A 26,367-nucleotide genomic window follows, 5' to 3' on the forward strand; every position below is an offset into this window, starting at 1 on the left:
AACACGACAGGGCAAGGTGGGCTAGGTGCAATCGCGCACAGAACTCTGTGCTATTCTGCAGAGGAAGGCTCAAGCTGAGACATGATTTCGCCGATCACTTGCGCCCACAATTCTGGTGGTTGTGCCCCCGGGACCGCGTGCTGGTTGGCGACGATGAAGGTGGGGACCGAGTTTACGCCCATTTCACGCGAGTGCGTATCCCGCTGGCGAATGTCGTCCCGGTCGGCGTCGGATTTCAGCAGCTTCAGAACAACTGCGGCGTCCATGCCCACGCTGTCGGCGATGTCGGCCAAAACCTCGTGGTCGCCGATGTCGCGGCCCTGCACGAAATACGCAGTGAACAGCGCATCCACCACCTGGTTCTGCTTGCCCTCGATCCCGGCCCAATGGATCAGGCGATGGGCGTCCAGCGTGTTCGGGGTGCGTTTCATGGCCTCGAAATCGATGATCAGGCCGGCCTTTTCGGCATGCTCCACCACCGGCGCATAGGCGCGAACCGCACCCTCCTTGCCACCGAATTTGCGTTCCAGGTATTCGCGCCTGTCCATGCCGCCTTCGGGCATGTCGGGGTTCAGCTGGAACGGATGCCATTCGATCACGAAGGGATGGTCCGGGACCGAGGCCAGCGCCTTGTCCAGGTTGGTCTTTCCGATATAGCACCACGGGCAGATCGGGTCGGACAGGATATCAAGCTTGACGGTCTGGGTCATTCTTCGGATGCCTTGAAATAGGCCGGCAATGCGCGGCGCAGGAGTTTTCCGTTGCCGCCGGTGGGCAGTTCGGGAAGATGGATGAAGGCGCGGGGTTGCTTGTAGCGCGCCAGGTTGGCCTCGACATAAGCGCGCAGGGCGGTTTCGTCCAGTTTTTCCGGCCCGGAATAAAAGGCGGCGATCACGAAGGTGTCCGGTTTGACCTCGACCGCCGCCGCGCCGACCTGAACGATTCCGGGAAAGCGCGACAGGACGGATTCGACCTCGACCGGGGATACCCGATAGCCACCGGCGTTCATCATGTCGTCGTCGCGCCCCAGATAGGTGATCTGCCCATCCACGGCCATCGCCCCCTGATCGCCGGTCAGGAACCAGTCGCCCTGCATGCGCGCGCGGGCCTCGTCCGGGGCGTTGAGATAGGTCAGCATCAGCCCCGGGTCCGAGCGGTGAATGGCGATGGTGCCTTCCTGCCCCTGCGGAACCGGCCCGTCAGGCCCCAGGATCGCCACGCGGCGCCCCGGTTGCGGCTGGCCCAGAGAGTCTCCGCGCGCGGGGTGGGATGGGCTGGATGAGATGAAGGTCGAACATTCCGACATTCCATAGGCCTCGTACAGCTCGGTCCCTGTGGCCTGAACCCAGCGTTCGTGCAAGGCGCGCGACAGTTTCTCACCGGCGCTCAGGCCGTGGCGCAGATCGGGCAAGGACAGCGTGTCCGCCGCATTCAGCATCTTGCGGTAGACACCGGGGGCGGCCGCAAAGATCGAGGCGCGGTGGCGGCGCAGCAACCCGGGCAGGGCTGCCGGGTCGGTTCCGGGTTCGGGGATCAGCGCGGTGGCACCGATGGTCCACGGGTCCATCAGGCCGGTGCCCAGCGTGTAGGTCCAGTTGAACGCGCCCGCGTGGCACAGGCGGTCGCCCTCGCGCAGGCCGTACCAGCCATCGACCATCATCTGCCGCGCCCAGATCGCGCGATGCGCATGGGCCACGGCGCGTGGCTTGCCCGAGGTGCCTGAGGTGTAGACGATATAGGCCATGCGTTCCGGATCGCCCATGTCGAACGACGCGGGCGGCAGGTCGCGCATGGCGGCAAGGTCGGTCAGGCCGATCTGCTGGGGATGCGCGGCACAGGCCACGGACGGATCGCGCAGAATGGCGGCTGGGGACAGATCCCGGATCATCCGTTCCGTTTCCGGCTCGGTCAGTTGCGAGGATGTCGGCACCGGGACCAGCCCGACTGCGATTGCGCCCAAATAGCCGATGGGAAAATCGACCGTATTGCCCAGGCGCATTAGCACGATGTCTCCGCGCACAAGGCCCGCACGCAGCAGTCCGGTTCCGGTGTTCAGAACCGCGGATTTCAGCTGCGCAAAGGTCCAGTCGTCCGAGCCGTCGGCGCGCAGCACGGACAGTGCCACCTTGTCGGGCGTGGCATCGGCGCGGCGCAGCGCGTGGGCGGCCAGGTTGAATGGCGTAGGGCAGGGCGGCGGCGGCCCCTGATCGAAGATCGACAACATGCGCCTTGGCTATTGCCCTTTGTCTCGCGTTGCAAGCGCGCGGCGCTGGCCCTATAGAACGACGCATGACGAGCAAAGACCACAAATCCATCGTACGCATCGCCCGCGACAACGGTTCCCGCACCGAGCTGGAGCCGGTGGATCTGGGTGCCCGCGTGCGTGAACTGCGCAAGGCACGGAAATGGACCCTCGAGCAGGCGGCGAACCAGGCCGGGTTGGCCCGGTCCACGCTTAGCAAGATCGAGAATGGCCAAATGTCGCCGACCTATGATGCGCTCAAGAAGCTGGCGATCGGTCTCGAAATCTCTGTACCGCAGCTGTTCACCCCGCCCGAGCGGGATCAGGTTATCGGTCGCATGGCAGTGACCAAGATGGGTGAAGGCACCGCGCACGCCACCACGACCTACGAGCACGAGTTGCTGGCCGAAACGCTGACCAAGAAGCAGATGTTGCCCTATCGGGCCCGTGTGCGCGCCCGGTCAATGGACGAGTTCGACGGCTGGGTGCGTCACGATGGCGAAGAATTCCTGTATGTGCTGACCGGCGTGATCCGCCTGTACACCGAATTTTATGAACCGGTTGAGATGCGTCGGGGCGACAGCGCCTACTACGACGGCAGCATGGGGCACAACGTGATCTCGGTAAGCGATGAGGACGCGACCATCCTGTGGGTCACGTCGCTGGCCTAACGCCGGGCTAGCTCGCGGTTCAGGCCTTCGGTGTAAAGGAAATCCTCGACCTCTTCATGGGCCTCGTTCACCGTCAGGTGGTGCCGCTCGGCCAGATAGGCCTCAAAGCGTTTCCTGTCCGTCCTCACGCGCGCCATATCCTGATCGCGCAGGTTCGGAAAACGGCGCTTGGCGCGTGCGTAGGACGCGCTCCAGTCTTGTGTCAAATCAGTCCAGTTCAACATCTGCGAGCCTTCCGTGTTTCGGGTTTCAGGACTGCTCTTCCCCAGACCAGCGTACGGAGCGCGCAGCCCGCGCGAAGACATGACAAAATGTCGCAGGTCAGGGCGCTGGAAAATCAAAGCGGTTTTTCACGCCGTGCTCGGCTCGTTTTCCCACTCCCTGTCGGTTTTGGCGATCGTTCAAATACTCGCGCTCTGGACTGCGTGGAATACAGGGCTTTGATCTATCTAAGAAATCTGTTTTCGGTGCGTGTGTTCGTTGCGTCGATCCTCACTTGGTTTGCGAGATATCGTGGTGACAAGCGCTCCACACGCAATAAGTAGTCAGGTGCTCTAGAAATAGCGGGCAGCGGGGTTGTTTGATCGCTTTTTGGTGTTTGGTCACATGTGCCGAAAATTGCCGACGCCCGCGCGGCGTCCGATCCGTGAAGTGCATCTCTTGAAATGGGCAGGGGCACAAGCCCCTGCCGGTTGCCTGCTACTCATCGTACCACCAGACGTCGGGCATGAACTGCGGTCCGTCACCATAGATTGGCAGGATCTGAGGATGCTTCATTTCCTTCACATGGGCGATGCGGCCAACGTCAAAGCTCCAGATCGGAATGACATACCGTCCGGCGGTCAGAACCCTGTCCAGCGCGCGGGTGGCGGCCACGAAATCCTCACGGCTTTCCGAGGCCAGCATCGCATCGATCAGCCCATCCACTGCCGGAGAGGTGACCCCCATCAGGTTGCGTGTCCCCGGAGCATCCGCGCCTTCGCTGCCCCAGTAGAGGCGTTGCTCGTTGCCCGGCGACAGCGACAGCGCGCGGCGGAACGGGGTCATGTCGAAATCCAGCTCGGACACCCGCTGGGTGTATTGTGCGTCATCCACCTTATCGACGGTCAGCTCGATCCCCAGCCGTTCCAGCGCGCGGGCATACATCTCGGCGATCGCATCCACGTTCTGAACCACATTCAAGCTTCCCTGACTGATGACGAGGGTTATCTTGAGCGGCTCTCCCGCTGCGTTCTTCAGCACGCCGTCCTGGATTGTCCATCCGGCTTGCTCCAGCAGATCAGCGGCCTTGCGGATGTCCTTTCGGTTGCGAACCGAGTCGTCGCCCTCGGGCAGAACATACCCTTCCAGAGTTCCCGGAGGCAGATCAGCCGCGTAGGGCTGCAACATCTCAGCCACCCGGCCGGTTGCCGGGCCAGGCTGCATCGCCAGTTCAGACCCCGAGAAATACGAGGTAATTCGAGGCTGAGCACCGCCCGTGATCGTGCCGTTGATGAACTCAAAATTGAACGCAAGGGTCAGCGCCTCGCGCACGCGCCAATCGTCAAAAGGTGCTTTGCGCGTGTTCATGACCAGACCTGTCATGCCCGAGGGCTTTTTATGTGGGATCTCGGTTTTGATGACGTCGCCGCGCTGAACAGCCGGGAAATCGTATTGCGTGGCCCATTTGTCGGCGTTGAACTCGCGGACGGCCGACAGAGCGCCAGCCTTGAAGGCCTCGAACAGAACCGTCTGGTCGCCGTAGAACTCCAACCGCATCTCGTCGAAATTCATGGTACCCCGGCGGAACGGGACATCGTTGCCCCAATAATCCGGATTGCGTTTGAGGTTCACGAAACGCCCGGCCTCGTAGTCATCGATGACATAGGGGCCGGTGCCGATCGGGACATCTTGCAGCGCTGCCTCGGCGAAATCTTTGCCCTCCCATTGGGCCTTCTTGAGGATCGGCCGCAGCCCTGCGATCAGGGCCAGCTCGCGGTCTGGCTCGTTGAAGATGATCCTGACCGAGCGTGGTCCGGTCTGCTGAATGCTGTCGATCTTGGACCACAGACCGCGATAGCGCAGATGCCCCTGCGTTCCGAGGGTTTCGTAGGACCAAATCACATCGTCTACCGTGACCGGAGATCCGTCAGAGAATCGGGCAGTCTCGCGCAGGGTGAATTCGACCCAGGATCGGTCCGGCGCAGTGTCGATTGATTCGGCCAAAAGCCCGTAAAGAGTGAAAGGTTCGTCCCAGGAACGTCCCATCAACCCCTCGTGGGTCCAAAATCTCAGCTGCCACGGGGCGGTGCCTTTTTGCACAAACGGGTTGAGACTGTTATAGCCGCCGGTGTTGCCGAACACGACCTTGCCGCCCTTGGGCGCGTCGGGGTTGGCGTAAGGCAGCGACACAAAATCCGGTGGTAGGGCCGGGTCTCCATACATAGCTATGCCATGGGTCGATTCTGCTTGCGCTAACGTGGCGACAACCGAGGCTGCGATTCCCGCGATCAGCGGGCGGATGGGACGGAGAATATCGGGGCTCATTTTGGAAACAATCCTGCTCTGGCCTTATTTTGTTGGGATTCACCGTACCGATGATTTTTCTTATTATCAAACTTTTAGCTTGGATGACGGCGCGGAATTGCTTATAAAGGTGCCACTGCTCGATAGGTTTCTTGCCTGTATGAAACCTGCCTCAATAACTTAACGCCCGCTTCGTGCGGGCGTTTTTTTCTGCCTCGAGCACTGAGTTTCCCGCCCATAAATCGACCGTATCCGCAACCGGGTCTTTCCCCGTTTATTTTGCAGGTGCAGCATGGCACTGTGTCTCCAAATCATGAGTCTGTGGGAGACCCAAAATGAACCTGTCGGGAAAAACAGCAATCATCACCGGATCGAATTCGGGCATCGGGTTGGGCATCGCGCGCGAATTGGCCAAGGCGGGGGCCGACGTGGTTCTGAACTCGTTCACCGACCGCGATGAAGATCACGCGCTTGCGGCCGAGATCAGCAAGGAAACCGGAACCAAGGCGCGCTACATCAAAGCCGACATGTCCAAGGGCGAGGAATGCCGGGCGTTGGTCGAACAAGCCGGAGCCTGCGACATCCTGGTCAACAACGCAGGCATTCAGCACGTCGCACCGATCGACCAGTTTCCGGTCGAAAAATGGGACGCTATCATCGCCATCAACATGAACTCGGCCTTTCACACGACGGCGGCGGCGCTTCCGTTGATGCGCAAGGCCGGGTGGGGGCGGATCGTCAACATCGCCTCGGCGCATGGGCTGACGGCATCGCCCTACAAGGCAGCTTATGTGGCGGCCAAGCACGGGGTCGTCGGCATGACCAAGACCGTTGCGCTGGAAACCGCGCAGGAGCCCATCACCTGCAACGCCATCTGTCCGGGCTATGTGTTGACACCGCTGGTCGAGGCGCAGATCCCGGACACGATGAAGGAATACAACATGAGCCGCGAGGACGTGATCAAGAACGTCATGCTCGAACGGCAACCCTCGAAAGAGTTCGCGACCGTCGAACAACTGGGTGGAACCACTGTGTTCCTGTGCTCGGACGCGGCGGCCCAGATCACCGGCACCACGATCTCGGTCGACGGCGGCTGGACCGCGCTGTGATCCGCTGCGCGCGCCGGGGCCGGCGGATATGGTAAAGCGCATCAATCTGGCCTTGCAGGGCGGCGGCGCGCATGGCGCCTTTACCTGGGGCGTGCTGGACCGTCTGCTGGACGACGAAGACATCGAAGTTGCGGCGATCACCGGAACCTCGGCCGGGGCGCTGAACGGGGCTGCGTTCAAGGCCGGCATGGTCCATGCCGGTCGTGATGGCGCGCGCGAGACGCTGAACGCCCTGTGGGAGAGGATGGGCGCGGTGGGCGACATGCGCATCGCCAACTGGCTGGCCGGGATGGAACCCGCCCAGATCGCGCAGGCGATGGAGTATTCCTTGCCGTTCTCGGTAGCCGATACCTGGTCTCGGATGGTGTCGCCCTATGCCTATGGGCCGTTCTATCGCAATCCGCTTGCCCCGGTGGTCGAGGCATTTGACTTTGGCGAGGTCTGCGCCGATCAGGGGCCGCGCCTGTTCGTCTGCGCCACCTGCGTGCGCAGCGGCAAGATCCGGGTGTTCACGGGCGATGAGGTGACGACTGATGCGATCCTCGCCTCGGCCTGCCTGCCGAACCTGTTCCAGGCGGTTGAAATCCACGACCCCGAAACCGACCGGACCGAAGCCTATTGGGATGGCGGCTATACCGGCAACCCGGCGCTTTTTCCGCTTTTCAACGCGGGCCTGCCCGAAGATGTGGTGATCGTGAACATCAACCCGCTGGAGCGCGACGAGGTTCCCAAGACCCCGCAGCAGATTCAGAACCGGATCAACGAGATCAGCTTCAATTCGTCCCTTCTGCGCGAGTTGCGGGCGATCAACTTCGTGCAGCGCCTGCTGGCCGAGGGCAAACTGCAGGCGGGCGAGATGAGCCGGGTCTTCGTGCACATGATCGCCGATGACGCCCTGATGAACAGCCTGTCGGTGGCGACCAAGACGGTGCCCAACCCGGTGGTTCTGCACAGCCTGAAACAGGCCGGACGGGCCGCGGCCGGCCGGTTTCTGGCCGATCACAAGCCCGATCTGGGAGTGCGCAGCACCGTTGATCTGCCCGCGATGTTCGGCTGATCACTCGGGCGGCTGGGTTGGGTCTTTCTGGTTCGGATAGACCAGCCCGGCCGAGATCACCAGCTTGGCGGCATCCTCGATCGACATGTCCAGCAGGATCACGTCTTCCTCGGGGAAGAACAGCAGAAAACCCGAGGTTGGGTTCGGCGTGGTTGGGATGAACACGCTCAGCAGACCGCCGCCGGTTTCGGCGCGTTTGTTGATCTCGCCTTTGGCCTCGGTCGAGACGAAGCCGATGGCCCAGATGCCCCGGCGGGGATACTGCACCAAGCAGGCCTTCTCGAACGACCGCTCGGTCTGGGCAAAGACGGTTTCCGAGATCTGCTTGATCCCGGAATAGATCGACCGGACGACGGGCATCCGGTTGACCAGGCTTTCGGCAAAATGGATCAGTGACCGGCCCAGGATACCTTTGGCGATCCAGCCGACCAGAACTGTGAAGATCAGGAAGAACAGCACGCCCACGCCGCGCAGGTTGATGCCAACATATTGCTCGGGGCGGAACTGGTGTGGGATCAGGGGCAGGACCGCGCTGTCGATCCAGCCAACCACCGACAGGATCAGCCACAGCGTCAGCCAGACCGGTGCGATGACGACGATACCCGTCAGAAACGACGCGCGTAGCCGCGACAGCAGGCCGGGGCGGCGGTGGGGTTCTTCATCAAACGGTGTGTTCATCGCGGTTCCGAGCGGTTTGCCGGACTAGTTAATCAGTCCGGCGTCTTGGTACAATAGGTCCGTTTGACGTTCAGTCAGCCTGAGCCTTCAAAGCCTTGGCGATACCAGCCGCCACGCGCGCATTGTTGCGCACCAGCGCGATGTTGGCGATCAGGGACCGGCCTTCGGTCCGCTCGTAAATGCGCTGCAGAAGATAGGGCGTGACGGCTTTGCCGGTGATGCGATGCGCTTCGGCGTCCTGCTGGGCCGAGGCGATGATGGGGTCCAGTTCCTCGGACGGGATCTGGTCGGGCAGCGGGATCGGGTTGGCCACCAGTTGTCCGCCGGGCAGACCCAGCGCGCGGCGCGTCGCATGGGCCTTGGCGATCTGCTCGGCCGTGTCCATCCGCAAGGGCGCGGCAAAGGGCGACTTGGCCGACCAGAAGGCCGGGAATTCATCCTGCCCATGGGCGATGACCGGCACGCCCAGCGTCTCAAGCACTTCGAGCGTTTTTGCCAGATCGAGGATCGCCTTGGCGCCGGCGGCCACGACCGTGACCGGGGTCTGCGCCAGTTCGTGCAGGTCGGCCGAGATGTCAAAGCTGGTTTCCGCGCCGCGATGCACCCCGCCGATGCCGCCGGTGGCAAAGACCTCGATCCCTGCGAAATGGGCGGCGATCATCGTGGCGGCAACGGTGGTGGCCCCTGTGCCGCCCGAAGCGATGCAGGCGGCCATGTCCGCGCGCGAGATCTTGGCCACGCCCTGCGCCTGTCCCAGATCCTTCAGCTGATCGGGCTCCAGCCCCACATGCAGCCTGCCGTCGATCACCGCAATGGTGGCCGGAACGGCGCCCGCGTCGCGGATGTCCTGCTCGACCTGGGCCGCCACCTCGATGTTCTGCGGGTAGGGCATGCCGTGGGTGATGATGGTGCTTTCCAGGGCAACGATGGGGGTTCCGTCGTTCTTGGCCGCGCGCACTTCGGCGGAATACTGGATGTCGATCACAGGGGGGTCTCTCCGGATACATAGGTTGCGGCGGCATGCAGGGCGCGGGTCAGAGCCTCGTCGATGCTGGCGCCATTGGCTTCGGCGGCGATATGCGCCGCCATGAAGGTGTCGCCTGCGCCGGTCACGCGCGTGACCAGAACCGACGGGGGTTTCTGGGTGATCACCGCCTGGGCACTGGCCACGGTGGCCGAGTTGCCCCCGTCGGTAACAAGCGCACGCAGCGCGCCCCGGTCCAGCAGAGCGCGGGCGGCGGTTTCGGAATCGGCGAACTCGCGCTGGCACAGCAGCCCGGCTTCTTCGAGGTTCACGTACAGCGTGGCTCGGCCGTGCTTGAGGAAGGGCGACAGCCGTTCGGCCTTGCCGGGCGAGGCCGGGGCCACGCGCAGGTCGGCACGGGCGAAGGCCGGGCTGACGGCGATTTCTTCCAGAAGGTCCAGCGTCAGGTTGCCGTCCAGCGCGATCTGCCCTTCGAACGGGGTGTTTTCATACCCCAGCGGGCCATGGATCAGCGGGCGCAGGATCTTGGCACCGGCGGCCTCGAGCGAATGGGCATCGGCGATGGCGGCAATCAGGCCGTTTGCGCCCTCGACCGCCATGTAACGGTCGGTGGGCAGGTCCTGCGAGCGGTAGACATGTGTCGTGTCCATACCCAGCCGTTTGCAGGCATGGACCAGCTCGTCGCCTTCGGGGTCGCTGCCGATTGCGGTCAGAAGGGTCGGGGTCATGCCAAAGCGCACAAGCGTCATGGCGATGTTCATCGCCACGCCACCGGGCAGGCGCGTGATACGGCCGGGCACGTCCGACCCTTGCCGCATGTGGCTGGCGGATCGTCCGATCACGTCCCACAGGACGGATCCGATACACAGGATGTCGCTGTTCTGAGTCATTTCCTCGTCATGCCGCAGGCGCAGGGCGCGCGCAAGCCGGAAGCTGCGCGGGCTGGGTCCACGTCGGCGATTTGGCTTGCCAATTGTTTGGAAGGACGAAACACTCGGACACAGTGTTTTTTGGTTCTTTTGGATATTTTCGGATGGGTCTCAATATCCGTTTGCTGACCTTCCTGCGGTTTCGCGCCTGGATCATTGCGCCATTGCTGGCATGTATTTTTTTGGCAATGCCAGCATGGGCGCAACAGAGCGGACGGACAATCGTTGACTTTCAGGTTCGGGACGGTCGGCTTCTGGTCGAAATCGCTCTGAACGCCGAGGCCGTTCTGTCCGGGGTCGATCCGCAAGAGGTCGCGAAGGGAGGCGACGGCGGGAGCGCGCAATACGCGCAGTTGCGCCGTCTGGTCTCTTCCGAGCTTGAGGAACACGTCCACGATTTTGTGACGAATTGGAAGAAATCCCTGCAGATCGACGTGAACGGGCCGGTTGCGTTGTCCTATGAAGGCGCAAGTATTCCGGTGGTCGGCAATCCTGACGTGCCGCGGATTTCCCGAGTGCTGTTGGCCGGTCCTCTGCCGCCTGATGCAAGCAGCCTGCGCCTGACCTGGCCCGAAGGGATCGGCCCCGTGGTTCTGCGCCAGCAAGGGGTCGAGGCGCCCTATACCGGGTTTCTGAGCGGCGGCGAGGTCAGTCCTCGCATTCCCTTGGCAGGCGGGGCCGGGCTGGGGGCGCAGCAAGCGGCCGAGGCTTTTTTCCGGGCCGGGCTGTTGCATGTTGCGGGAGCGGGGGCACAGCTTCTGGCGCTGGCCTCGGCTCTGGTTTTCTTGTCACTGAAGCTGCGCCCGGTCCTTGTTCAGCTTGCCGCGCTTGGGCTGGGCATTCTGGTGACGCTGCCGCTTGGGATGTTCGACGTGTTGAGTGCGAGGCCGTTCCTGCCGTGGCCGGTCGTGCCGGCGGCCATCGCCTTGTTGGCGCTTGGGAACCTCGTCACCGACCGGTTGGGGCTCTGGCGAGTGCTGTTCCTTTTGGCGACCGGTGCGGTCCTTGGCCTGACCCTGTCAGAAACATCGTCGCGCCTGGGTGTTCCGCCGCACCATGTCGCGCCGGCGGTGCTGGGTTTTGCCGCTGGCATCCTGTTGGCGCTGAGCGGTGTCGCGATCCTGATCCTGGCCACCCTGACCGTGCTCTTGCCGGATTCGCCCAGACTGCGCGGCCGTATTTCCACGGTGGCTTCGCTGTTGTTGGCGGGCTTGGGGCTCTACTGGGCGGTTATGTCCTAACCGCCGGTTTTCACCGGCGCGATCAGCGTGTTCAGCGCGCTTAGCGGGTCCTCTGCGGTCCAGATCTCGTCTCCGATACCGAAGAAGTCGGTACATTCAGCCAGTTCGGCAACCAGTTCCGGTGTCAGGCCGCCTTCGGCGACAACCGGAACCTCGATCATCTCGGACCACCATTGGAACAGATCACGCTCGGCGCGGGTCCCTTTGCCCAACGACACATCCCCCACGGGTCCGAAAGCCACATAGTCGGCGCCGGCTTCGCCCGCGGTCATCCCGTCATGGCGCGAGGTTCCGCAGAAGCTGCCGACGATGGCATCCGCCCCCAGCTCTTTGCGCGCGGCCCGGACCGAGCGGGCCGCATCGTCCAGATGCACCCCGTCCAGCCCCAGCCGTTGCGCCAGCAGGACATGGTTCGAGATCACCAGGGCCACGTCGCGCGCATGGGCCACCTCGCGGCAGGCGTCGGCGGCGCGGGCGATGGCGTCCTCGTCGCTGCCGGCCAGCGCCAGCCGGATGCAGGCGATCTCGGTCCCGTCCAGAACGCGGGCCAGCCGGTCAGGGAAGGTGGCCGGGTCGATGGTCGGCGGGGTGATCAGATAGATCTGAGGCTGCTCGGGGGTGTCCATTGGCGGATCCTTCGCGGTTGGTCTTTGGCGCGGTTTAGCCGATTGCGGCGGCGAAGCAAACTTTATTGCCCGCTGACCGCGCGATTTGCAATCGGGCAGGGCGGCCGGGCTTGCCCTGTGCCAGCGGCGGCAGTATGGCAGGCGCAAGTTTCGGAGATCAGGATGCCCAGCGACAGACCTCAGCCATCATTCGTGCTTGTCCGCCCACAGATGGGCGAAAACATAGGTGCCGCGGCCCGGGCGATGTGGAATTTCGGTCTGGACCGGATGCGCATCGTCGCCCCGCGCGACGGCTGGCCCAACCCCAAGGCCGTGGCCATGTCGAGCGGCGCCGGGCGTCTGCTGGACGAGGCGCAGCTGTTCGACGATCTGGCCGGCGCGTTGGGCGACCGCACATACGTTTTTGCCACCACCGCCCGTCAGCGTGGCCTGACCAAACCCGTCTACAGCCCCGAGCGCGCCATGCAGATCGCAGCCCAAAAGGTGGCGGCGGGCGAAAAGGTGGCCGTGCTGTTCGGGCCGGAGCGGGCCGGGTTGGAGAATGAAGACATCGCCAAGGCCAATGCGATCATCTCGGTGCCGGTGAACCCCGAATATGCCTCGCTGAACCTAGGGCAGTGCGTGTTGCTGACCGCCTATGAGTGGATGCGCCAGACCGGCGACGTGGTGCACGAGGCCACCGATCTGGGCAAAGGCGACTGGGCCACCGGCATCGAGGTCGAGAAACTGGTCGAGCATTACGAGCAGCGGCTGGACGAGGCCGGGTTCTTCTACCCTCCGGAAAAGGCCGAAGGGATGAAGGTGAACCTGCGCAACCTGTGGTCGCGTATGCGCATGACGCGGGCCGATGTGCAGATGCTGCACGGGATCATGCGTCAGATGGTCCGCTGGAAGGACAAGGGCTGAGGCTGGACCTTCCCGGGCACTGGCCCTAGCTTGCGGGAAAATCAAGGACATGAGGACGGCATGAGCGGCAAGCGCAGCATCTTCGAAGAAGTCTCGGGTGAACAAAAGCAGGAAACGGTCCAGCCCGGCATGATCGATCGCGGTCGGGGTGGCGCACGCAAGGCCATCCGTATCTGGCTGATAATCCTGTTCGCGCTTGTCGTCGTGATGATCGCGGTGGGCGGGTTGACCCGCCTGACCGACAGCGGCCTGTCGATCACCGAATGGCGCCCAGTCACCGGGGCGATCCCGCCGATGTCCGAGGCGGACTGGCAGGCCGAGTTCGACAAGTACAAACAAATCGACCAGTGGCGGATCATGAACCAGTGGATGGAGCTGGATGACTTCAAGACCATCTACTGGTGGGAATGGGGCCACCGGCAGCTGGGCCGGGTGATCGGTCTTGTCTGGGCGCTTGGCTTCTTTGGCTTTCTGGTGCTGCGCAAGATCCCCGCAGGCTGGACCGGGCGCCTTGTGATCCCCGGACTGCTGGGCGGCGTTCAGGGCGCCGTCGGTTGGTGGATGGTGGCCTCGGGCGTGACGCAGGGCGAGGGAATGACCGCAGTTGCCAGTTATCGTCTGGCCACCCATCTTGGCCTCGCGTTCGTGATCCTCGGCTTTCTGGCCTGGTACATCTTCATGCTGGGGCGCGAGGAACGCGACCTGATGCAGGCCCGCCGCGCGAAAGAGGCGCGGCTGTTCTCGCTGTCGACCGGGCTGCTGCACTTTGCCTTTCTGCAGATTCTGATCGGCGCATTGGTGGCGGGCATCGACGCCGGTCGGTCCTATACCGACTGGCCGCTGATCGGCGGGCAGGTGCTGCCGCCGGACGCCACCGCGCTTGAACCGATGTGGCGCAACTTCTTTGAAAGCCCGGGGTTGGTGCAGTTCATCCACCGCTGCGTGGGCTATATACTGTTCGCCTTCGGCATCTTCGTCTGGCGGCGCGGCAGCAGCAGCGCCCACCCGCAGACCCGGTTCGCCTTCAACGCCTTGTTCGCGGCGCTGTCGCTGCAGGTGGTCGTGGGCATCCTCACCGTGGTCTATGGCGCGCCCTGGCAGATCGCCATCTTCCACCAGTTCATGGCCGTGGTCGTCTGGACCCTGATCCTGCGCGCCCGGTTCCTGACCGCTTATCCCATTGCAACCTCGCTGCGCGGAGCTTGACCCAATGACTGCATTCAACGACCTGATGGCCTTTCAGCGGGAAACCTCGGCACTGGCACAGATCGCCGGGCGTCTGGGCTGGGACCAGGAGACTGTCATGCCGCGCGGGGCCGCCAACCAGCGCGCCGAGGAGATGGCCGTGATCGAAGCCGTCCTGCATGCGCGCCGTTCGGATCCGCGCGTGGCCGAGTGGCTGGAAAACGCCCATGCCGACACCGAGGTCGGTCAGGCGCAGTTGCGCGAAATCCGCCGTACATACGAGCGTACAGTCAAGGTGCCCGCTGATCTGGCCACGGCTATCGCCCGCGTGACCTCGGCCGCGCAGGGCAAGTGGGCACAGGCCCGCGCCGATGAGGATGTTGCCGCGTTTCTTCCGGTTCTGGAGGAAGTCGTGGCGCTGCGGCGCGAGGAAGGGGCGGCTCTGGCGCAAGGCGGCGATGTCTATGACGCGCTGGTCGAGGATTACGAGCCCTACACGACCGCTGCCCAGATCGGTGCGATCTTTGATGCCATGCGCCCGCGTCTGGTTGCGCTGCGCTCCGCGGTTCTTGACCGGCCGTCCCCCGCGGGCGTGACCGGAACGTTCGACGAAGCGGCGCAGATGAAGTTGACGCAAAAGCTGGCGGAGACTTTCGGCTACGACTTGAACCGGGGGCGGGTGGACAAGGCCGTACACCCGTTCTGTTCCGGCAGCAGCGATGACGTGCGCGTCACCACGCGGACCAGCGAAACCGACCCGTTCAACTGCTTCTACTCGACCATCCACGAGGTCGGGCACGCCTGCTATGAGCAGGGCATCGACCCGGCCTACGCGTTGACACCGCTGGGCCAGGGCGTATCGATGGGCGTTCATGAAAGCCAGAGCCGCATCTATGAAAATCAGCTGGGCCGCTCGCGCGCCTTCACGGGCTGGCTGTTCCGGCAGATGACGGACACCTTCGGTGATTTCGGCATAGCGGATGAAGATGCCTTCTATGCCGCCGTCAACCGGGTGCACAACGGATATATCCGCACCGAGGCGGACGAGGTTCAGTACAATCTGCACGTCATGCTGCGGTTCGATCTGGAACGCGCCTTGATGTCAGGCGATCTGCAGGTGCAGGACCTTGAGGCCGCGTGGAACGACCGCTTCCATGCCGATTTCGGCTATGCGGTCGACAAGCCGTCGAACGGCTGTCTGCAGGACGTGCACTGGTCGGTTGGCCTGTTTGGCTACTTCCCGACTTATTCGCTGGGCAATGTGTACGCAGGCTGTCTGTATCAGGCTCTGCGGGCGGCAGTTCCAAGCTTGGACGACCAATTGGCGCAAGGCGATACCTCCGCGGCAACCGGATGGCTGCGCGAGCATGTTCAGCAGCATGGCGGTCTGTATGCCCCACGCGATATCATCCGCCGCGCCAGCGGCATGGAGCCCGGACCCGAGCCGTTGTTGGCTTATCTCGAAGACAAATTCGGCACGCTCTACGGTCTTTGACCTGGAAAGACGACCGCTATGGGTATGATAGGGGTCATCTAGCCGCGGTGTGCATCAGGGACCCAGTCTTCCGGAGGCCGATTCCAGAACCGGTTCGGGTTGTCTTCGTCCTGCCCGCGGATGTGCAGCGTTCGAAAACACGGGTGCAGAAAGATCACTGGTTCTTCATAGGGATGGGCCGCGTAGATTGCGCGCAGCACGGCCGAACGCGCGCCGTCCGACACATTCAGAAAGAACGAGACTTCGACGCAGGGAACATCCACCGTGTCGCAGGTGACGGCGTGGCGCCCGGTCCCGAGTGACCGAAAGCTCTGAGTTCCGGGCGTCGACCGGAAGGTGACGCGATCATAATCGCCATAAACAAGGTTGGCTTCCGCCAGAACGGCATCAATCACCGCCTGCGCACGGTCCTCGGGAACCTGAACGATCAGGCGCCAACCTTCGTCTGTCAGATATCGTTCGGTGTCCTGGGGTTTTGGGGTCATTCCAGTCTCCTAACCAAGCAACTTCAGAATGACCGGGTTTGCGTCTCAAGTGTGACTTATCGTTTCGCCATCGACCGAACTGACGACCCGAGGCAATCAAGCGCGGAGTCCGACAGGCCGAAATGGCGGATCAGAGCGATCTTGCCGTCCGGCGTGATGGTCAGGGCGCGACTGGACCTTTGGCGCGCCAACCATTTGTCTTTCAGAGCTTTTTCAAGAATCGCGATTCCCAAGGGACCTGAGATGTGATTTCGGCGTTCCGTCCAGTCCAGACAGAATTTGGCGACCGGCCGGTGAGCGCTGACCCGCGGTGGGTCCAGGTCGAGATCGGTCAGAAACGCGTGATATCGCGGACCCGGCGCCAGTGCCCCGTGTGCCAGCTGCAGAACACCCGTATCCAGCAGGTTGTCCGTGATCCACACACCGAGACGCCCGGCAAGATGGTTATAGCAGCAACGGGCCAACAGGACGCCCGATTCCGGTTTCGCGGCCCGCCGGACATGATCGCTGGGAGTTAGCGTCGACAGCTTTTCCAAAGCCGATGCGACCTGTTCGTTTGCGATCCGGTGATAGACATGCCTACCGCTGCGCGTCGAAGTGGTCAGTCCGGCCTGCTCCAACTGCTTGAGATGGGCCGTTGCAGTTGGTGGCGTTATGTTGGCAGCGCAGGACAACTCCTTGTTGGTGAACGCCCGACCGTCCATCATTTCGCACAGGATGCGTGCGCGGGTTGGGTCGGCGAGGGCGGCGCCGATGATGTCCAGTCTGGGTTCGGGTCTCATTGGATGAGCCTACCGCAAAGCCCGGCTTGACCCCAGAAAGAACGCTTCGACATCCGCCGAAACGAAAAGGAGCGGCTGCTGTTGCAGAGCCGCTCCGTCGTCGTTGAAATGAGGGCCGCCGATCTGCGGCGGCCATCCTTACGTTTCGCTATCGTCTTCCTCGTCACCCTGGTCTGCGATCCAGGCGACGCTGACGACTTCCTCGCCTTTGCCGGTGTTGAACACCTTGACCCCGCCCGCGCTGCGGGACCGGAACGAGATACCGTCGACCGGAACCCGGATCGACTGCCCCTTGGACGTGGCCAGCATGATCTGGTCGTCGATTTCGACGGGGAACGAGGCCACCAGTGGGCCACCCCGCATCGCCTTGTCCATCGCCATCACGCCCATTCCACCGCGGCCGCGCACTGGGTAGTCATGCGACGAGCTGAGCTTGCCCGACCCGCCGGCCGTTATGGTCAGGATCAGGTTTTCCGCCGCAGACATCTCGGCATAACGCTCCTGAGGCAGGATGCTGTCTGCGTTGCCTTCGTCTTCGTCGGTTTCGGTCTCTTCGGTGACGCCTGCCATCAGACGGCGCATCTTCAGGTAGGCGGCGCGCTCGTCTGCCGTGGCCTCGAAGTGGCGAATGACGGACATCGAGACGACCCGATCGCCATTCGTCAACTTGATGCCGCGCACACCGGTCGACTTGCGGCCCTTGAACACGCGCACGGCAGTGGTCGGGAAGCGAATCGCCCGGCCGGAGTTGGTGACCAGCATCACGTCGTCATCCTCGGAACAGATGCGCGCATTGACCAGTTCCACACCCTCGGGCAGATCCATCGCGATCTTGCCGTTGCGCTTGACGTTGGTGAAATCGCTCAGCGCGTTGCGGCGCACGTCGCCGGCGCTGGTGGCGAAGACGATCTGAAGGTTTTCCCATTCTTCATCCGGCACATCGACCGGCATGATCGCCGCAATCGAAACACCCGTGGGAATCGGCAGGATGTTGACGATGGCCTTGCCCTTGCCGGTGCGCCCCGATTGGGGCAGGCGCCAGGTCTTGAGCTTGTAGACCATCCCGTCGGTGGTGAAGAACAGCAGTTGCGTATGCGTGTTCGCCACGAACAGATTGGTGACGACGTCCTCTTCCTTGGTCTGCATCCCTGACAGGCCCTTGCCGCCGCGTTTTTGTGCGCGGAAGTCGGCCAGCGGCGTACGCTTGATGTAGCCGCCAGAGGTCACGGTTACGACCATGTCCTCGCGTTCTATCAGATCTTCGTCTTCCATATCGCCGGACCAGTCGACGATTTCCGTGCGACGCGGCACTGCGAACTGCTCTCGAACCTCGCGCAACTCGTCGGCGATGATGCTCATGATCCGCTCGCGCGAGGACAGAATGTCCAGGTATTCCTTGATCTTGGCGGCCAGGTCTTCCAACTCGTCCGTGACCTCTTTGACACCAATCTGGGTCAGGCGTTGCAGGCGCAGATCAAGGATGGCGCGGGCCTGAACCTCGGTCAGGTTGTAGGTGCCGTCGTCGTTCATCTTGGACAGCGGGTCGTCGATCAGGCGCAGATAGCTCTCGATCTCGGCTGCGGGCCAGCGGCGGGTCATCAGCTTTTCGCGCGCCTCTGCCGCGTCGGCCGAGGATCGGATCGTGGCAACGACCTCGTCCACGTTCGAGACCGCCACGGCCAGACCGCACAGGATATGGCTGCGTTCCCGCGCCTTGCGCAGGTCGTATGCGGTGCGGCGGGCGACCACATCTTCGCGGAAGTCGATGAAGCTGGTCAGGAACCGGCGCAGGGTCAGCTGCTCGGGGCGGCCGCCGTTCAGCGCCAGCATGTTGCAGCCGAACGAGGTCTGCATCGGGGTGAACCGGTACAGTTGGTTCAGCACCACCTCGGGTGTTGCGTCGCGCTTCAGCTCGACCACCACCCGCACGCCGTTGCGGTCGGATTCGTCCTGAACATGGCTGACGCCTTCGATGCGCTTTTCACGCACGGCTTCGGCGATCTTCTCGATCATCGAGGCCTTGTTCACCTGATAGGGAATCTCATCCACGATGATGGCATAGCGGTCCTTGCGCAACTCCTCGACGCGGGTCTTGGCGCGGATAATGACGCTGCCACGGCCTTCCAGATAGGCCTTGCGCGCGCCGGACCGGCCCAGCATCACGCCGCCCGTGGGGAAATCGGGGCCGGGGATGTATTCGATCAGCTGTTCGCTGGTCAGGTCCGGATCGTCGATCAGCGCCAGCGTCGCGTCGACCACTTCGCCCAGGTTGTGCGGCGGGATGTTGGTGGCCATGCCCACCGCGATACCGCCGGCGCCGTTGACCAGCATGTTCGGGAACCGCGCGGGCAGGACGGTGGGTTCCTTGTCCTTGCCGTCGTAGTTGTCCTGGAAATCGACCGTCTCTTTCTCGATATCCGCCAACAGGGCGGCGGCGGGCTTGTCCATGCGGACCTCGGTGTAGCGCATGGCCGCCGGGTTGTCGCCGTCCATCGAGCCGAAGTTGCCCTGACCGTCCAGCAGAGGCAGCGACATCGAGAAATCCTGCGCCATACGCACCAGCGCGTCGTAGATCGCGCTGTCACCGTGCGGGTGGTATTTACCCATCACGTCGCCTACGGGACGGGCCGATTTGCGGTAAGCTTTGTCATGGGTGTTCCCGGTCTCGTGCATCGCATAGAGGATGCGCCGATGCACCGGTTTCAAGCCGTCGCGCAGATCGGGGATCGCACGGGACACGATGACCGACATGGCATAGTCCAGATAGGACGTGCGCATCTCGGATTCGATGGATACCGTCGGGCCGTCGTAAACCGGGCGCTCGGGCGGGGTTTCATCCATGTTTTCGGGGATTTCTGGCGTATCGCTCACGTAAACTGCCCGTTTATTGTGCTGGGTCTATATCTTGTGGATGCATCTTATCAGACCCGGCACATAGGGTGCAAGCAAGCAACCCGGAAGTGGCCTGAAACCGCGGTGTTTTTCGGGTAACACATTGTTTTAATACGGATTGAAAAGGAATCATGTTACCCTGAAGGGACCTTTGAGGAAATCTGGAGGTCTGAATGGAGAAAAACGAAACCGAACTGATGCTGAAGGGGTATGGCCTGACAACGGCTGAAATCTTCTATCGCATGCCGGATTACATTCATGTTTTGAACACGTTCATCTGGCAGGATTACGACTTGGCGCCGGATCATCCCAAGCTGTTCAATTTCATCGAGTTCTGGCAGCGCGAAATCGAGGGGCCACTGCATTCGGTGCGCTTTACCCACCGCAAGATGATCGCGCCCGGAGAATGGCGAAATGTCGTCGGAGAATACCGACTGAACTAGCGTTTCGGCTAGGTTGGGCTCAAGGCCAATGCGCCTTGATCCGGCCGATGGATCATCGAATGAATGCCGACCTGCGTTTCGGCGCAGGTTACTCACTCTCTTAATTTCAAAACACAACCAGATCTTGGCAATCCGTTGACGGCGGACGCGCTGACCGGTTGAATATTCTTGTGCGTTTCGGTGGCGGTCCGGTGCGGCGCACACGATTGGTACAGATTGGAAAACCAGAGAAAGTCCAGGATATGATTGCGCTAACATTGGACATGCCGGCGATGGCGCGTTAAGGACGGCTCATGGTTTCTCGCGTTATACCCGTCGACCCATTTGATCTGGTCATTTTTGGTGGCACCGGGGATCTGGCGCAGCGCAAGATTTTGCCTGCCTTGTTTCGTCGTTATTGCGCGGGACAGTGGAATGACGATGTTCGGATAATCGCCGCAGCAAGGTCCGCACATGATCAGGCGGGCTATCGTGCGATCGTCGCCGAGTCGCTGGCCCAGCACGCACCTCGTCAAGCGGGAGATCCCGGCAACCTTGATGGGTTCCTGAACCGGCTGCAGTATCTGCGGTTGGATGCCAGCTCTGATGATGGGTGGGAAAACCTTTCAGGTCTGTTGACGGATTCGCGGATCCGCGCCTTCTATTTCTCGGTCGGACCCGGATTGTTCGCCCCGTTGGCGGAAAAAATCCGCCAGCACGGTCTGGCAAACGAGCAGACGAGGATCGTCGTCGAAAAGCCGTTCGGTCACGACCTGGACAGCGCGCGGGCGTTGAATGCCACGCTGGCCTCATATTTCAGCGAAAGCCAAGTCTACCGGATCGATCATTACTTGGGCAAGGAAACCGTCCAGAACCTGATGGCCGTCCGGTTCGGCAACATGCTGTTTGAGCCGCTGTGGAACAGCCAGTATGTCGACCATATCCAGATCACCGTCGCCGAGACAGTCGGCGTGGACGGGCGCGAAGAATATTACGAGCGCGCGGGGGCAATGCGCGACATGGTGCAAAACCATCTGATGCAGCTGTTGTGCCTGATCGCGATGGAACCGCCTGCCAAGTTCGATTCGGACGCCGTGCGCGACGAAAAGCTCAAGGTAATCCGCGCGCTGGACCCGGTGCAGCCGCACCACATCGTGCGTGGGCAGTATTCGGGTGGACCCGACGGGCCGGGCTACCGCGAGGCGGTGGGCAATCCGCGCTCGACCACCGAAAGCTATGTGGCGCTGCGGGCGCATGTCAGCAATTGGCGGTGGGCGGGCACACCGTTTTACCTGCGCACCGGCAAGCGGCTGGTGGCAAGGTCCTCGGTGATCAACGTCATCTTCAAGGATGCGCCGCATTCGATCTTCGGGGCCGAGGCCGGGCGGCATGCCAACACGCTGTCGATCCGGCTGCAGCCGAACGAAGGCATCACGCTGAAAGTCACGATCAAAGAGCCGGGGCAGGGTGGAATGCGTTTGATCGACGTCCCGTTGGACATGAGCTTTGCCGAAGCGCTCGGGCCCGAAAACCAGGAAGCGCCGGACGCATATGAGCGTTTGATGATGGACGTGATCCGGGGCAATCAAACCCTGTTCATGCGCGGAGACGAGGTCGAGGCCGCTTGGGCCTGGACCGACCCGATCATTGCGGGGTGGCAGGCGCGCGGCGACGTGCCAAAACCCTATGACAGCGGCAGTACCGGTCCCGGCGACGCCGAACTGCTGATGAAACGCGACGGTCGCCATTGGCAAGGGATCAAGCCATGAAGATTCAGGAATACGCTGACAGGGACATGCTGGCCATTGATGTTGCCAACGTTCTGGCCGGAGAGTTGGAGGCTGCGCTGCTGCACAACGATGTCGTGGCTTTTGCGGTTCCCGGCGGCACCACGCCCGGACCGATCTTCGACAGCCTGTGCGCCGCGGACCTTGAATGGGAGCGTGTCCGTGTGCTGCCCACCGACGAGCGCTGCGTCCCGGCAGACAGTGACCGGTCGAACGAACGCCTGATCCGCGACCGACTTCTGACCAATCGAGCGGCGGCGGCGGACTATGTCCCGCTCTATATTCCCGGCAAGACGCCCGAAGAGGTTCTGCCCCAAATCGAAGCTCTGATCGAGCCGCTGCGCCCGTTGGCGGTGCTGGTTCTTGGAATGGGCGACGACATGCATACGGCCTCGTTGTTTCCGGGGATGGAGGGGCTGGCGCAGGCATTGGCCAGCAATGCACCGGCGTTGGCCGTTGCTCGCCCGCAGACGCAGCCCGAGACGCGCATCACCCTGACGGGTCCGGTTCTGGATGGCGCCCTTTCCAAACACTTGGTCATCTATGGTGAAAAAAAGCGCGCAGCGCTTGAGCGTGCCATGAGCCTGCCGCCCGAGGAGGCGCCAATTGCGGCAGTCTTGGATGGAATGACGGTACACTGGGCGGATTGATCTCATGCAACTGGACACTCTCCGAACTCTAGCGGCCAAAAGCGCGGACACCCGAATCCTCGATCTGTTCGCGCAAGATCCCGGCCGGGCGCAGAGCTTTTCGGCCTCGACCGGCGATTTGCTGTTCGACTATTCGAAAACCCTGATTGACGCGGATATCCGCTCGGCGCTGATCGACCTGTGCGATCAGGCCGGTCTGGCCGAGCGGCGCGACGCGATGTTCCAGGGTGACAAGATCAACGAGACCGAGGGCCGCGCGGTGCTGCATACGGCGCTGCGCAATCTGGATGGCGGCCCGGTTGAGGTCGATGGCCAGGACGTGATGCCCGAGGTTCTGGACACCCTGCAGCGCATGCGCGTGTTCGCCGAAGAGGTCCGGGGCGGAACGGCCCAGGGGGCCGGGGGCAGCTTTACCGACGTGGTGAATATCGGCATCGGCGGTTCGGACCTTGGGCCGGTGATGGCGACGCTAGCGCTGGCGCCCTATCACGACGGGCCGCGCCTGCACTATGTCTCGAACGTGGATGGCGCGCATATCGCCGACACGCTGCGCGAACTGGACCCGACGCGGACGCTGGTGATCGTGGCGTCCAAGACCTTTACCACCATCGAAACCATGACCAACGCGCGGACTGCGCGGGCCTGGATGCTGGACGGCGGCGGCGACCCGGGGCGGCAGTTCGCGGCCGTGTCCAGCGCCGTGGACAAGACGGCCGATTTCGGGATCCCGTCTGACCGCGTGTTCGGCTTTGCCGATTGGGTCGGCGGGCGCTACTCGGTCTGGGGTCCGGTTGGGCTTCCGGTGATGATCGCGGTGGGCTCGAACGCCTTTGACGCGTTCCTGCGCGGCGGGCAGGCGATGGACGTGCATTTCCGCGCCGCGGACTGGGCCGAGAACATGCCGGTGATGCTGGCGCTGGTGGGCATCTGGCACCGTCAGGTGCTGGGCCATGCCAGCCGCGCGGTGCTGCCCTATGATCAACGGCTGCTGCGGTTGCCGGCCTATTTCCAGCAGCTCGAGATGGAATCGAACGGCAAATCGGTGGCTATGGACGGCTCGGCGCTGAGCGTGCCTTCGGGGCCCGTGGTCTGGGGTGAACCCGGCACCAACGGGCAGCACGCGTTTTACCAGCTGATCCATCAGGGCACCGACGTGATCCCTTGCGAATTCATGGTGGCCGCCGAAGGGCACGAGCCCGAGCTGGCCCATCACCACCGTCTGCTGCTGGCAAACTGCCTGGCCCAGTCCGAGGCGTTGATGCGCGGCCGGTCGTTGGAGGAAGCGCGGGCGCGCATGGCCGAGAAGGGCCTGCAGGGCGACGAGTTGGAGCGTCAGGCCCGGCATCGCGTGTTCCCGGGCAACCGGCCCTCGACCACGCTGATCTATCCGCAGCTGACGCCCTTCGTTCTGGGGCAGATCATCGCGCTCTATGAGCACCGGGTGTTCGTCGAAGGCGTGCTGTTGGGCATCAACTCGTTCGACCAGTGGGGGGTGGAGCTGGGCAAGGAGCTGGCCACCTCGCTGGGGCCGATCGTCGATGGCGATGCGGGCACCGAGGGCAAGGACGGCTCGACCGCCGCACTCGTGGCCTATGCGCTGCGGCACCGGAGCTGAAGCCCTGCAAATCTGACGACCTGCCGCTGCGGCAGGTCGCATTCTTTTATTGTCAGACAATTAAATGATTGGCAGGATCGGCCCCGAGGAGAAGCCCCGGGGCCGGCCATGTCGCCGTGCCGCTGGGCCGCAACAGACGCCGCATCAAGGCGGCGCGATGAATGGGAGGATGTCCATGCTGGGACAGATGATGACGCAACCGTTGTTGATTTCGTCACTGATCGATCATGCTGCGCGCTATCATGGTCAGACCGAGATCGTGTCGGTCGAAACCGACGGAACCGTCACCCGGACGAACTGGGGCGAGATCGGCGCCAACGCCCGGCGCATGGGGTCGGCGCTGACCAAGCTGGGCCTGCAGCCGCAGGATCGGATCGGCACCCTGGCCTGGAACAACCGCCGGCATCTTGAGATCTACTATGCGGCCTCGGGCGCAGGATTCGTCTGCCACACGATCAACCCGCGCCTGTTCCCCGAACAGCTGGTTTACATCATCAACCACGCGCAGGACCGGGTGCTGTTCTTCGACGCCACCTTCCTCCCGCTGGTTGCCGCGATCCGCGATCAACTGATCGAGGTGAAGCATTTTGTCCTGATGGGACCGCGCAACGAGGACGCTCTGCAGCAGATCCCGGGCCTGGAATTCTATGACGAGTTGATCGAGACCGGCGACGCCGATTTCGAATGGCCCGTCTTCGATGAAAACACGGCCTCGAGCCTGTGCTACACCTCGGGCACGACCGGTCACCCCAAGGGGGTTCTGTATTCGCACCGTTCGACCGTTCTGCACAGCTTTGCCTCGAACACCCGCGACGTCATCGGGTATTCGGCGATGGATGTGGTGATGCCGGTGGTGCCCATGTTCCATGTCAACGCCTGGGGATCACCCTATGGCTGTGCCATGTCCGGTGCGCAGATGGTGCTGCCCGGACCGGACCTGCATGGCGAGGCGCTGGTGAACCTGATCGACACCTATGGCGTGACGCTGGCGATGGGGGTTCCCACGATCTGGCAGGGACTGCTGGCCCACGCCGCCAAATGCGGCACCAAGCTGGAAAGCCTCGAACGTACGGTGATCGGCGGTGCGGCGTGCCCGCCCTCGATGATCGAGACCTTCCGGGAAAAATACGGCGTCGACACCGTGCATGCTTGGGGGATGAGCGAAATGAGCCCGCTGGGCACCGCCAACATTCCGCTGGCCAAGCATCGCAAGCTGCCGATCGATGAACAGCACAAACTGCGCGAGAATCAGGGCCGTCCGCCCTTTGGGGTCGAGCTGAAGATCGTCGATGACGACGGCAACGACCTGCCGCATGACGGGGTCACGCAGGGCGACCTGATGGTGCGCGGGCACTGGGTGCTGGACAGCTATTTCCAGCTGCAGGATCAAGAGCTTCTGCAGGATGGCTGGTTCGCCACCGGCGATGTGGCCACGCTGGATCCGGATGGCTACATGACCATCCGCGACCGCTCCAAGGACATCATCAAGTCGGGCGGTGAATGGATCAGCTCGGTCGAGCTGGAAAACATCGCCGTAGCGCACCCGAGATTGAGCACCGCAGCCGTGATCGGCGTGCCACATCCCAAATGGGACGAACGCCCGCTGCTGGTGGCCGTCAAGGCCGAGGGCGAAGACCCGTCTGAGGCCGAGCTGCTGGGGTTTTTTGACGGCAAGATCGCCAAGTGGCAGGTGCCGGACAAAGTGGTCTTCGTCGACGCACTGCCGTTGAACGCCACGGGCAAGGTTTTGAAACGCAAACTGCGTGATGAGTTCAAGGATGCCTTGGCAGGTTAACGCTTGATTTCTTGGGATTTTTGGCTCCGGCGGTAGGGATCGAACCTACGACCAATTGATTAACAGTCAACTGCTCTACCGCTGAGCTACGCCGGAACGGTGCGCGCCGTATAGCAACCCGGTCCGGCGGCGTCCAGAGGAAGATGCGACATTTTTTTAGTCGATTTTCGGATTGCCCAAATACCGAGAAATGCGCGCCAAACTATGTAATTTGAAAGTGTCTTCAGAGGAGGTTTTGGCTCCGGCGGTAGGGATCGAACCTACGACCAATTGATTAACAGTCAACTGCTCTACCGCTGAGCTACGCCGG

23 protein-coding genes and 1 tRNA gene are annotated in these 26,367 nt (G+C 62.6%); 12 read left to right on the forward strand and 12 right to left on the reverse strand.

The features are described from left to right. Nucleotides 1-50: 50 nt before the first annotated feature. Nucleotides 51-710, reverse strand: coding sequence for a DsbA family oxidoreductase (locus tag AC2FNZ_RS06335; protein ID WP_170432405.1), 660 nt, complete (start codon nt 708-710; stop codon nt 51-53). After that, nucleotides 707-2,224 carry a class I adenylate-forming enzyme family protein gene (locus AC2FNZ_RS06340; protein WP_093962222.1) on the reverse strand — a complete coding sequence of 506 codons (1,518 nt, stop codon included), beginning with the start codon at nt 2,222-2,224 and terminating at the stop codon, nt 707-709. The genes AC2FNZ_RS06335 and AC2FNZ_RS06340 overlap by 4 nt, the downstream gene beginning before the upstream one ends. A 65-nt stretch (nt 2,225-2,289) precedes the next feature. Here AC2FNZ_RS06340 and AC2FNZ_RS06345 point away from each other — a divergent pair, with 65 nt between their 5' ends. Continuing rightward, the gene (locus AC2FNZ_RS06345; RefSeq protein WP_093962221.1) at nt 2,290-2,913 is read left to right on the forward strand and encodes a helix-turn-helix domain-containing protein; all 624 of its coding nucleotides are present in this window, start codon (nt 2,290-2,292) and stop codon (nt 2,911-2,913) included. Here AC2FNZ_RS06345 and AC2FNZ_RS06350 read toward each other — a convergent pair. Both AC2FNZ_RS06350 and AC2FNZ_RS06355 read right to left on the reverse strand, forming a co-directional pair. After that, entirely contained in the window at nt 2,910-3,137 is a 228-nt protein-coding gene (locus AC2FNZ_RS06350) for a hypothetical protein (RefSeq protein WP_093962974.1), read from the reverse strand. The two genes, AC2FNZ_RS06345 and AC2FNZ_RS06350, sit on opposite strands and share 4 nt — an antisense overlap. Nucleotides 3,138-3,612: 475 nt before the next feature. Then, nucleotides 3,613-5,439, reverse strand: coding sequence for an extracellular solute-binding protein (locus AC2FNZ_RS06355; RefSeq protein WP_496839893.1), 1,827 nt, complete (start codon nt 5,437-5,439; stop codon nt 3,613-3,615). Nucleotides 5,440-5,753: 314 nt separating this feature from the next. Here AC2FNZ_RS06355 and AC2FNZ_RS06360 point away from each other — a divergent pair, with 314 nt between their 5' ends. Next, nucleotides 5,754-6,527 (forward strand): 3-hydroxybutyrate dehydrogenase, encoded by a 774-nt coding sequence (locus AC2FNZ_RS06360; RefSeq protein ID WP_496839894.1) that lies wholly within the window; start codon nt 5,754-5,756, stop codon nt 6,525-6,527. Between the two features lie 28 nt (nt 6,528-6,555). Beyond that, complete coding sequence (locus tag AC2FNZ_RS06365) at nt 6,556-7,584, forward strand: patatin-like phospholipase family protein (protein WP_480694435.1); 1,029 nt, start codon at nt 6,556-6,558, stop codon at nt 7,582-7,584. Here AC2FNZ_RS06365 and AC2FNZ_RS06370 read toward each other — a convergent pair whose 3' ends face one another. From AC2FNZ_RS06370 to AC2FNZ_RS06380, 3 genes are all read right to left on the reverse strand, one after another. After that, nucleotides 7,585-8,262 carry a DUF502 domain-containing protein gene (locus AC2FNZ_RS06370; RefSeq protein ID WP_093962217.1) on the reverse strand — a complete coding sequence of 226 codons (678 nt, stop codon included), beginning with the start codon at nt 8,260-8,262 and terminating at the stop codon, nt 7,585-7,587. It lies immediately after the preceding gene. A 70-nt stretch (nt 8,263-8,332) separates the two neighbouring features. Next, complete coding sequence (locus AC2FNZ_RS06375) at nt 8,333-9,247, reverse strand: pseudouridine-5'-phosphate glycosidase (protein ID WP_496839895.1); 915 nt, start codon at nt 9,245-9,247, stop codon at nt 8,333-8,335. Then, nucleotides 9,244-10,137 carry a PfkB family carbohydrate kinase gene (locus AC2FNZ_RS06380; RefSeq protein ID WP_093962215.1) on the reverse strand — a complete coding sequence of 298 codons (894 nt, stop codon included), beginning with the start codon at nt 10,135-10,137 and terminating at the stop codon, nt 9,244-9,246. Before AC2FNZ_RS06380 ends, AC2FNZ_RS06375 begins: the two co-directional genes overlap by 4 nt. 143 nt (nt 10,138-10,280) lie before the next feature. Here AC2FNZ_RS06380 and AC2FNZ_RS06385 point away from each other — a divergent pair, with 143 nt between their 5' ends. Continuing rightward, nucleotides 10,281-11,417, forward strand: a complete 1,137-nt coding sequence (locus AC2FNZ_RS06385) for a HupE/UreJ family protein (protein WP_496839896.1) — start codon at nt 10,281-10,283, stop codon at nt 11,415-11,417. Here AC2FNZ_RS06385 and AC2FNZ_RS06390 read toward each other — a convergent pair. After that, nucleotides 11,414-12,043, reverse strand: a complete 630-nt coding sequence (locus tag AC2FNZ_RS06390; RefSeq protein WP_496839898.1) for a thiamine phosphate synthase — start codon at nt 12,041-12,043, stop codon at nt 11,414-11,416. The genes AC2FNZ_RS06385 and AC2FNZ_RS06390 overlap by 4 nt on opposite strands. Nucleotides 12,044-12,205: 162 nt before the next feature. Between AC2FNZ_RS06390 and AC2FNZ_RS06395 the strand changes: the two genes are divergently transcribed. Genes AC2FNZ_RS06395 through AC2FNZ_RS06405 form a run of 3 tightly spaced genes read left to right on the forward strand, consistent with a single transcriptional unit; the run spans nt 12,206 to nt 15,629 of the window. Continuing rightward, the gene (locus AC2FNZ_RS06395; RefSeq protein WP_093962212.1) at nt 12,206-12,949 is read left to right on the forward strand and encodes an RNA methyltransferase; all 744 of its coding nucleotides are present in this window, start codon (nt 12,206-12,208) and stop codon (nt 12,947-12,949) included. Nucleotides 12,950-13,009: 60 nt separating this feature from the next. Further along, a complete protein-coding gene (gene ctaA / locus AC2FNZ_RS06400; protein WP_496839899.1) occupies nt 13,010-14,155 on the forward strand; it encodes a heme A synthase in 1,146 nt (381 codons plus the stop codon). Between the two features lie 4 nt (nt 14,156-14,159). Then, nucleotides 14,160-15,629, forward strand: coding sequence for a carboxypeptidase M32 (locus AC2FNZ_RS06405; RefSeq protein ID WP_496839901.1), 1,470 nt, complete (start codon nt 14,160-14,162; stop codon nt 15,627-15,629). Between the two features lie 38 nt (nt 15,630-15,667). Here the strand turns inward: AC2FNZ_RS06405 and AC2FNZ_RS06410 are convergent, their stop codons facing one another. From AC2FNZ_RS06410 to gyrA, 3 genes are all read right to left on the reverse strand, one after another. Beyond that, nucleotides 15,668-16,114: a YqfO family protein gene (locus tag AC2FNZ_RS06410; protein WP_496839902.1), complete on the reverse strand. Its 447-nt coding sequence runs from the start codon at nt 16,112-16,114 to the stop codon at nt 15,668-15,670. Nucleotides 16,115-16,170: 56 nt separating this feature from the next. Further along, on the reverse strand, nt 16,171-16,896 hold the full coding sequence (locus AC2FNZ_RS06415) for an ArsR/SmtB family transcription factor (protein ID WP_496839903.1): 726 nt from the start codon (nt 16,894-16,896) through the stop codon (nt 16,171-16,173). 138 nt (nt 16,897-17,034) lie between these two features. Then, nucleotides 17,035-19,737, reverse strand: coding sequence for a DNA gyrase subunit A (gene gyrA, locus AC2FNZ_RS06420; protein ID WP_170366759.1), 2,703 nt, complete (start codon nt 19,735-19,737; stop codon nt 17,035-17,037). Nucleotides 19,738-19,961: 224 nt separating this feature from the next. On the opposite strand from gyrA, the gene AC2FNZ_RS06425 reads away from it, so the two are divergent. From AC2FNZ_RS06425 to AC2FNZ_RS06445, 5 genes are all read left to right on the forward strand, one after another. Beyond that, on the forward strand, nt 19,962-20,231 hold the full coding sequence (locus AC2FNZ_RS06425; protein ID WP_093962206.1) for an usg protein: 270 nt from the start codon (nt 19,962-19,964) through the stop codon (nt 20,229-20,231). Nucleotides 20,232-20,524: 293 nt separating this feature from the next. Further along, nucleotides 20,525-21,979: a glucose-6-phosphate dehydrogenase gene (gene zwf / locus AC2FNZ_RS06430; protein WP_496839904.1), complete on the forward strand. Its 1,455-nt coding sequence runs from the start codon at nt 20,525-20,527 to the stop codon at nt 21,977-21,979. Further along, the gene (gene pgl, locus AC2FNZ_RS06435) at nt 21,976-22,647 is read left to right on the forward strand and encodes a 6-phosphogluconolactonase (RefSeq protein WP_093962204.1); all 672 of its coding nucleotides are present in this window, start codon (nt 21,976-21,978) and stop codon (nt 22,645-22,647) included. Before zwf ends, pgl begins: the two co-directional genes overlap by 4 nt. A 4-nt stretch (nt 22,648-22,651) precedes the next feature. After that, a complete protein-coding gene (gene pgi / locus AC2FNZ_RS06440; RefSeq protein ID WP_496839905.1) occupies nt 22,652-24,262 on the forward strand; it encodes a glucose-6-phosphate isomerase in 1,611 nt (536 codons plus the stop codon). Between the two features lie 175 nt (nt 24,263-24,437). Then, on the forward strand, nt 24,438-26,057 hold the full coding sequence (locus AC2FNZ_RS06445) for a long-chain-fatty-acid--CoA ligase (RefSeq protein WP_496839906.1): 1,620 nt from the start codon (nt 24,438-24,440) through the stop codon (nt 26,055-26,057). Between the two features lie 21 nt (nt 26,058-26,078). Here AC2FNZ_RS06445 and AC2FNZ_RS06450 read toward each other — a convergent pair. Continuing rightward, nucleotides 26,079-26,153 (reverse strand) — tRNA-Asn (locus AC2FNZ_RS06450). Nucleotides 26,154-26,367: the final 214 nt, after the last annotated feature.

Source organism: Ruegeria sp. SAZA006, from assembly GCF_059613465.1.